The organism is Thiocystis minor, from assembly GCF_016653465.1.
Lineage (GTDB): Bacteria > Pseudomonadota > Gammaproteobacteria > Chromatiales > Chromatiaceae > Chromatium > Chromatium minus.
The window spans coordinates 1-7,583 of record NZ_NHSQ01000126.1; the positions used below are offsets into that span (position 1 = coordinate 1).

The window sequence follows — 7,583 nt, forward strand, 5'->3', positions numbered from 1 at the left end:
GAAGAGGCGGGTTATACCGCCGAGGAGATGGCCGGCAAGCCGATCGACGGCGAGTTGGTCGCCACGGTCACGGCCGTCGCCACGCCCACCGCGCCCACCCGCGCGAGTGATCCCGAGGCGACGCCGGAACCGGAGCCGGAAGCCACGCCCGTCGCGGCCAACGAGGCGGACATCGACGCCGCCACGCGGACCCAGATCGAGAGTCTGGTCACGCGCGCCACCAAGAGTCACGCCTGGGCATCGGCGCACGACTACTTCATCACCCGCTTCGAGGGCGGCATTCTTCAGTTTGCCCTGGAGCGTCTGGTGCAGGCCGAACGCGAGGCCGAACCGCAAGCCGCCTAGCGGCATAACCCCGACCGTTGCGACGGTCGATCCCCCACGGGACGCCACTCCCGTGAGGGGGCGGTGTCTCTTTCGGAGTACACCCAATGAAAGTTGTTAATTTGTCCCAGCGGTCCCCGGAATGGCTTGTCTGGCGCGCACAAGGCGTCACCGCTTCCGAGGCGGCAGTCATTGTCGGGCGCTCGCCTTACAAAACAATCTGGCGCTTGTGGGCCGAGAAAACCGGCTTATGCGAGCCGGACGATCTCTCGAACAACCCCTTTGTCCAGCGCGGCATGGCGCTGGAAGACGACGCCCGCCAAGGCTTCGAGCAGCGGCATAACACCCTGTTGCTGCCGATCTGTGCGGAGTCGGAGCGACACGCCGCGCTGCGGTGCTCGTTCGACGGCATCAACGACGACGGCGAACCCGTCGAATTGAAGGTGCCCGCCCAGGGAACCTGGGACGACATCGCGATCCAGGGCACGGAGGCCAAGGCGTATCAGTTGTACTGGGTCCAGGTGCAATTCCAGATCCTGGTGGCGAACGCCCGCCGGGGCTGGCTGGTCTTCGATCCGCAACGCGCTGGCGTTCCGGCGCTGGAGTTTGAAATCCAACGCGACGCTGCCTTTCTGGAGGGCACGCTGATCCCGGACTGCCTCGCCTTTCACGAGGCCGTTCAGAAGAAAAAGGAGCCAACGCCCGATCCTACCCGCGACTTGTTCGTGCCCGTCGACGACGAACGCTCGCAATGGATGGTGCTCGCGCAGCAGTACCGCGAGGTCGCCGNGCCGGGGCTGGCTGGTCTTCGATCCGCAACGCGCTGGCGTTCCGGCCCTGGAGTTTGAAATCCAACGCGACGCTGCCTTTCTGGAGGGCACGCTGATCCCGAACTGCCTGGCCTTTCACGAGGCCGTGCAGAAGAAAAAGGAGCCAACGCCCGATCCGACCCGCGACTTGTTCGTGCCCGTCGACGACGAACGCTCGCAATGGATGGTGCTCGCGCAGCAGTACCGCGACGCCGCCGCCCTCGCTAAAACGCTCGACGACGAGCAGAAGGTGATGAAAGCCCTCATGGCCAACGCCCAAACGGGCCTGGTCGGGTTGATGGGCGAGTTTTTGCTCGCCGAACAGGACGGCGTGCGGATCACCCGCTATCGCCAGCAAGGGTCGGTGGACTACCCCTCGGTGCTTGCCGAAATTGCACCGGATCTCGATCCGGCGATGCTGGAGGCGCACCGTCGCGGTGCCGCCGAGCGGGTCAAAGTGACCGTCAAGGCCGAACCAACGGCCAAAACGGAGAACACCGAGAACACGCCCGTCGCCAAGCCCACGCGGGCGCGGCGTCAGAAAGCCCAGCCGGTCGATGTCGCTGTCGCGGTCGAAGAGATCGCGTCAACCGAAGCCGCATCGACGGCCGCATCGACGCCTGTCGAGTTTGGCTATTTTTAATCTTTCGCCCCCCGTTGGGGGGCGGTCAACCGATCCAGTCCCGCGCCAGGGATCTGTCGTCTGTGCGTTGCCGCGTCGGTCGCGCCGCGTGCAGTCGTCAGGTTTCCTGCGATCTCACCTGTTGAGATCGTCTATCGCCTGCGCGGGCGATCCATCAAGACCGCGCGCACCATCGGCAAGTTCACGCTTGCATTCAATCGCCAGCATCGCGCTGGTTTACCCCTTGGGGAGCCTCACTCCCCACAAGGGACGTGCGTCTCCTCGATTTTGGAGACGACGCATGACCACCACCAACACCACCAAAATGTTCGGGATTGCAGAAGCCTTCGGCGTCTCGGCCCGCCCGGAACTCACGATCGAAGGATTCGCCGACGAATCCCATCCGATGATTCCTCGGAAGACCGAGTATCGCTTTCGGCCTGGCCTCTCGGGGCTGATCGCGTTTCTCGGGGAGGCCGCCGGCGATGCCTTCCTGCTGACCGGTCCGACCGGCAGCGGCAAGACGTCCCTGGTGTGCCAGATCGCGGCCCGGCTGAATTGGCCGGTCCAGTCCGTGACCTGTCACGGGCGGATGGAACTGTCCGATCTGGTCGGGCAGTTCGTGCTCAACAACGGCACGACCGAGTTCATCCACGGCCCCCTGGCCGTCGCCATGAAGGAGGGTCAGATCCTGATCCTCAACGAGATCGACCTGATGGATCCGTCCGAACTGGCCGGGCTCAACGATGTGATCGAGGGTCGGCCCTTGGTCATCGCGCAGAACGGCGGCGAGGTGATCCGTCCGCATCCGAAGTTTCGCGTGTTCGCCACCGGCAACTCCGCCGGCGCGGGGGATACGACGGGACTGTACCAAGGCGTTTTGCGTCAAAACCTGGCGTTTCTGGACCGGTTCCAGGTGATCAACGTCGGGTATTTGGCGGCCGAGGTCGAGCTTGGCGTGTTACAGAAGGCGATCCCCTCTTTACCAGGGGAGATCGGCGAAAAGATGATCGCCGTCGCCAACGAGATCCGTCGCCTGTTTCTGGGCGAAGGGGAGCAAAGGGCGGAATTGACGATCACGATGTCCACCCGGACAGTCATCCGTTGGGCGCGCTTGTCGCTCACCTTCCGGGGTGCGTCCCAGCCGATCGCGCATGCCTTGGAACAAGCCTTGACGAATCGGGCCGATGCCGAGCAACGCGAGGCGATCCACCGGATCGCCGAAGACGTGATGGGGAATCTGTGGTTGGGGGTGGTCTGACAATGGACCAACACAAAGTACTCAACCAATTTGAGGTTTACGAGTACATCCATCCTGATGGCCGCACCAAAGCGTGGGGCTACCGGACTCTCCCAACAGGGGAGATCGAAGTCCGCTGGGGGCCAGGAAATCGGCTCTCGCAACAAAGGATCTACCCCGCCTCCGCCGACCGCAAGGTACGGAAGACGGCGGTTACCAAGGTTCGCGAGGGATACCGCGACATCGGGCGGTCTGCGATTGACGGGTCGAATGATCTCGTGCCCAAGCCGATCTCGCCGGTTGGTCGCCCTGCGGTCGTCAACCAGACGGTGCCAGACGTCACACCGCCGCGTCCGCGTGTCCCGGCCTTCGATCTCTCGCAGATCGAGACCGAGATCCCCGACTTAGGCTGGTTCTAGGTCGCGCATTAACCGACGCTCATCCGAGCGTCATTCATCCGCCAGTGTGCACTGGCATTCACCCCTGGGGAGTCACGCGCCTCCCCTTGGGGGGCGTGCGTCTCTCTTTTTTGGAGAAACGCATGAACAACTTGAACAGTCTGAACAACACGCTCATCACGATCACCGAGAAAATGGCCCTGATCGTCCTGACCGTCAGTCAGTGGTCCGGGCGCAAGAAGCTCCGGGCCGACGATTTGGAACTGACCGACAGCGAGGTTCCTTCCGAGGAACTCGTCTCCCTCGGCAGTAAGCGGATCTGCAACCCGGATGCCCTCCGGGTCTTCGGAACCCTGAAGGGACAAGCTGATCGGGCCTGCCTGAAGGTTGGCACCCGGTTTCTCGGGGGGTACTTGATCCCGAATGACCAGATCGCCGCCCTCAGTGGCGAACTGGATCTGCTGAAAACCGAGTACGAAGTCGAAACCCAGCACTTTCTGACCGGGTATGACCGGGAGATCGAAGACTGGATCCTGCGTCACCCGGAATGGGAGCGGCAGCTTCGCACCGCCGTCGACCCGGCGGCCAAGATCGGCACGAAGTTTTCGTTCCGGTATCGTCCGCTGATTATTCAGCCCGCCGAAGGGCAGCACGACACGCTGGTGGAGGATGTGGCCGACATTGCCACGTCGGTGTTCCACGAGATCGCCCAAATCGCGATCCCGCTGGAAAAAAGCCTGATCGGCAAGGAGGCGATGTCGCAACACGCCCTAAGAACCTTCCGCCGGATCCAACAAAAACTCGACATTCTGAGTTTCGTGGATCCCCGCATCGGACCGATTCTCGATCAGGTGGAGCGGTTTCTGCGCCACGTTCCGCCGAGCGGCCCTGTCACAGGATCCATGTTTCAAGAAGGCTTCGGCCTGTGGATGCTTCTCTGCGACGAAGATCGGATGGCGCGTCACGGTGCAGGGATGCTGAACCCTGTGGTTGAAGCCGAGGTTGATGCCGATGCCGAAGTTGTGGCCGAAACCGAGGTTGAGTCCGACGTCGAGACGACGACTGAAGTTGATGCCGTCGTCGAGGCTGAGGTTGAGGCCGAGGTTAGGGCCGAAGTTGAGGCTGAAGCCGACATCGCAACGCATCTGGACATCAGTCTGGACGCCAGCGACCTGTTCGACGACTTCGACGCGGATGCGGTGGACGAGACCGAAGTGACGCCGTTTTTAGGCGTGTTCGAGGAGGCCGACGCCATGCTGGAACTGGAAGCCGAAGTGGCCGAAGCCGAAGTGGCCGAAGCTGAGACCAAAACCATCCAAGATTTCGGCTGGTTTTAATCCGACGATTCCCAGCCAGGGGAACGCCAACAAAACGGTGTGCGACGAACGTCGACACCCTTTTCCCCACCGGGGCACACTCTGCCCCGAGGGGGCGGAGCGTGTCTATTTTTGGAGACACACCATGCAAACCAAGACCCTGAATCGGGCCATACCCATCGTGGCGAACGCGCTCGGACGCAAGTTCGGCGTAAACGTCATTGTCGGCGGCATGAACGCCAGCCGCACCGCCAGTACCGATGGCCAGACCATCTGGCTGCCGGATCTTCCGCCAGATTCCGCTCTGCGAGAGGTTGCGTGGGGATTTCTGGCGCATGAGGCCAGTCATGTCAGAAGTACCAACATGGCGGTATTCCGCGCGGCGGCGCTCAAGTCGCCGTTGCAAAAGACCTTGCTCAATATTCTGGAGGACATCCGAATTGAGCAGGCCATCCGCCGCGCCTACCCAGGAACGAAAAAGACCCTGGAAACGGTCGTCGATTGGATGATCGGCAACCATCGATTATGTGCGCCTGATCTGAAAGAGCATCCGGCGTCCATTTTGACCAGCTATCTGCTATTGACCCTGCGATGCCGGGTGTTGGAGCAAACCGCCCTGACCGCCTTCGCGGCGCAAGCGGAGAAGGTGCTTCGTCAGACATTCCCCGCGTCGACGGTTCGTCGCTTGATGGGGATGACCATTGAAGTGACCAGGCTGAAAAATACGGCTGAGGCCAATCAGTTGGCGGAGCGAATCCTTCTTCTACTGAAGGATGAGAAACAGGCTGCCGAGCAGCCGCAAAACGATTCCAAGGGTGGCTCCGAGGGCGACTCCAAGGATTCTAAGGACGACTCCGTGGACGACTCCGAGGGTGGTTCCAAGGGTGGCTCCGGGGACGATTCCGGGGACGACTCCGAGGATTCCAATGGTGACTCCGGGGACGATTCCGAGGATTCCAAGGGTGGCTCCGGGGACGATTCCGGGGATGACTCCGAGGATTCCAAGGGTGGCTCCGGGGACGATTCCGAGGGTGGCTCCGGGGGTAGCTCCAGGGACAATTCCGGTGACGGCTCCGAGGATGAATCCAAGGGTGGCTCCGGGGGTGGCTCCGGGAACGATTCAGGGAAGACGTCAAAAACCCTCCAACAGGTGTTGGAGGCCGGAGAATACGATCTCGATCAGGATCTCTTCGAGACCGCCAAGACCCTGTTGGAAACCGAGTCGAGAAGGAACGGACACCAGACCATGCTCCCGATCGGTGAGGAAGCCTCTCTTCTGTGCTCAGCAGGGAAACGCCTTCTCCATGACGTGCAAGGGGAATCGCGGGCCTTAACGGCCCGACTGCAAGGATTGGTGCAATCCGCCCGAATGGATCGGCCATACGCCGGCCATCAGGGGAAAAAGCTGGTCGCTCACCGTCTGCACCGTGCGGGCGTTGGCGATTCGAGGCTGTTCGCCCGGAAGACGGAACGGACGGCACCGAATACGGCGGTTCACCTTCTCATTGACCTGTCCGGGTCGATGGGGAACTACCTCGGCGGCGAATCGCAGAGCGACATCGCTCAGAAGTCCGCTTTGGCGCTGGCACTCGCACTCGACACCATTCAAGGCGTGTCGGTCGCGGTGACCGCATTTCCAGGCTTCCATGGAGAGGACGAAACGGTCTCCCTCATGATCCGGCATGGGCAACGGCCCGCCAGCCGTGCTGGCGCTTTCCTGCAAGATGCGCGCGGTAACACGCCCTTGACCCAGGCATTGTGGTACGCCGCCGCCGATCTCTTGCAGCGACAGGAGACGAAGCGGGTCATCCTGGTGATGACCGATGGCAAACCCGATGACACGATCGGGGCGACGAACATCATCGAACAATGCCAGGCAACTGGCATCGAGATCGCCGGCATTGGCATCAAAATCGACGTGTCGTGGCTATTTCCACGTCACATCCAGATCGATTCCCCTGCCGATCTTAAGAAAACGCTGTTCGGTCTCGCCGAGCAGTTCCTCGTTTAGTGCCACGACCGCCCGCGGGTCCAACGATCTTTTCGGTGGGTCTACGGGCACGGAGAGGGTCGATGAAAAAACCTGACCAGCAAGAGATCGGCCTGTCCGATCACGAACGCACACCATGCGAAGTGTGGACCCGCGTCATGGGGTACCACCGCCCGGTGTCGGCTTTTAACAATGGCAAATGCGCTGAACACGCCGAACGACGGCTGTTCCGCGAGAGCATGATGCACTGATCGTGCGTTGACTTCCCGCCCGGCAACCGCCGGGTTCATTCTCCCCTGGGGATCGCTTCCCAGGGGACGGTCCTTTTGTCACCGAAGCGATGGATTTCGGGGCCAATGCGCCCCGGAACCTGTCCCCTCCGCATCCCCGTTGGGTGCGTGTCGAGCGGACAGGTTTCCTGCGATCTCACCTGGTTGAGGTCGTCATCGCCTGCGCGGGCGATCCATCAAGACCGCGCGCACCACCGGCAAGCTCACGCTTGTACTCAACTCGCCAGCATCCGCTGGTTCAACCCCCTGGGGAGATTTGCATCTTCCCTTTGGGAATCATGCGTCTCCCCGAATTGGAGATCCGCATGCGCAAACACGTCTCTGAACAAACCGGCCTGACCGGGACAAGCATTCGTCAACAGGAGGAAGCCGCACTCTATACGGTGACGGCTGACACGAACGCCGAATCCGTCATCCTTCAGCAAGCGATGGCGATCATCGAGCGACGCATGAAGACGGTCGACAAGCAGGCACTCACCGCGCCCAAAGAAACCATGCTTTATCTACAGATGCGTCTTGGGCATCTGGACATTGAAGTCTTCGGGGCGCTCTGGCTGAACAATCGTCATCAAGTCCTCGCTGCCGAGGATTTAT

6 protein-coding genes and 2 pseudogenes are annotated in these 7,583 nt (G+C 61.5%); all 8 read left to right on the forward strand.

The window, feature by feature from the left end:
- Positions 1-345, forward strand: a pseudogene (locus tag CCR95_RS17495) (recombinase); the annotation flags it as partial.
- 86 nt (positions 346-431) lie between these two features.
- Positions 432-1,113, forward strand: a 682-nt coding sequence (locus CCR95_RS17500) for a YqaJ viral recombinase family nuclease (RefSeq protein WP_207188668.1), incomplete at its 3' end; no start/stop codon positions are given.
- A 943-nt stretch (positions 1,114-2,056) separates the two neighbouring features.
- Complete coding sequence (locus CCR95_RS17510) at positions 2,057-3,016, forward strand: AAA family ATPase (protein ID WP_201096717.1); 960 nt, start codon at positions 2,057-2,059, stop codon at positions 3,014-3,016.
- Between the two features lie 2 nt (positions 3,017-3,018).
- The gene (locus CCR95_RS17515) at positions 3,019-3,414 is read left to right on the forward strand and encodes a hypothetical protein (RefSeq protein ID WP_201096719.1); all 396 of its coding nucleotides are present in this window, start codon (positions 3,019-3,021) and stop codon (positions 3,412-3,414) included.
- A gap of 95 nt (positions 3,415-3,509) precedes the next feature.
- On the forward strand, positions 3,510-4,730 hold the full coding sequence (locus tag CCR95_RS17520) for a DUF3150 domain-containing protein (protein ID WP_338115427.1): 1,221 nt from the start codon (positions 3,510-3,512) through the stop codon (positions 4,728-4,730).
- A gap of 124 nt (positions 4,731-4,854) precedes the next feature.
- Positions 4,855-6,720 carry a cobaltochelatase CobT-related protein gene (locus CCR95_RS17525; RefSeq protein ID WP_201096723.1) on the forward strand — a complete coding sequence of 622 codons (1,866 nt, stop codon included), beginning with the start codon at positions 4,855-4,857 and terminating at the stop codon, positions 6,718-6,720.
- A gap of 62 nt (positions 6,721-6,782) precedes the next feature.
- Entirely contained in the window at positions 6,783-6,950 is a 168-nt protein-coding gene (nrdD, locus tag CCR95_RS17530; RefSeq protein ID WP_201096725.1) for an anaerobic ribonucleoside-triphosphate reductase, read from the forward strand.
- A gap of 344 nt (positions 6,951-7,294) precedes the next feature.
- A pseudogene (locus CCR95_RS17535) lies at positions 7,295-7,583 on the forward strand (hypothetical protein); the annotation flags it as partial.

Coding starts and splice junctions, on each gene's coding strand:
- CCR95_RS17510 (WP_201096717.1), top strand. CDS start 2,057: ATGACCACCACCAACACCACCAAAATGTTCGGGATTGCAGAAGCCTTC.
- CCR95_RS17515 (WP_201096719.1), top strand. CDS start 3,019: ATGGACCAACACAAAGTACTCAACCAATTTGAGGTTTACGAGTACATC.
- CCR95_RS17525 (WP_201096723.1), top strand. CDS start 4,855: ATGCAAACCAAGACCCTGAATCGGGCCATACCCATCGTGGCGAACGCG.
- nrdD (WP_201096725.1), top strand. CDS start 6,783: ATGAAAAAACCTGACCAGCAAGAGATCGGCCTGTCCGATCACGAACGC.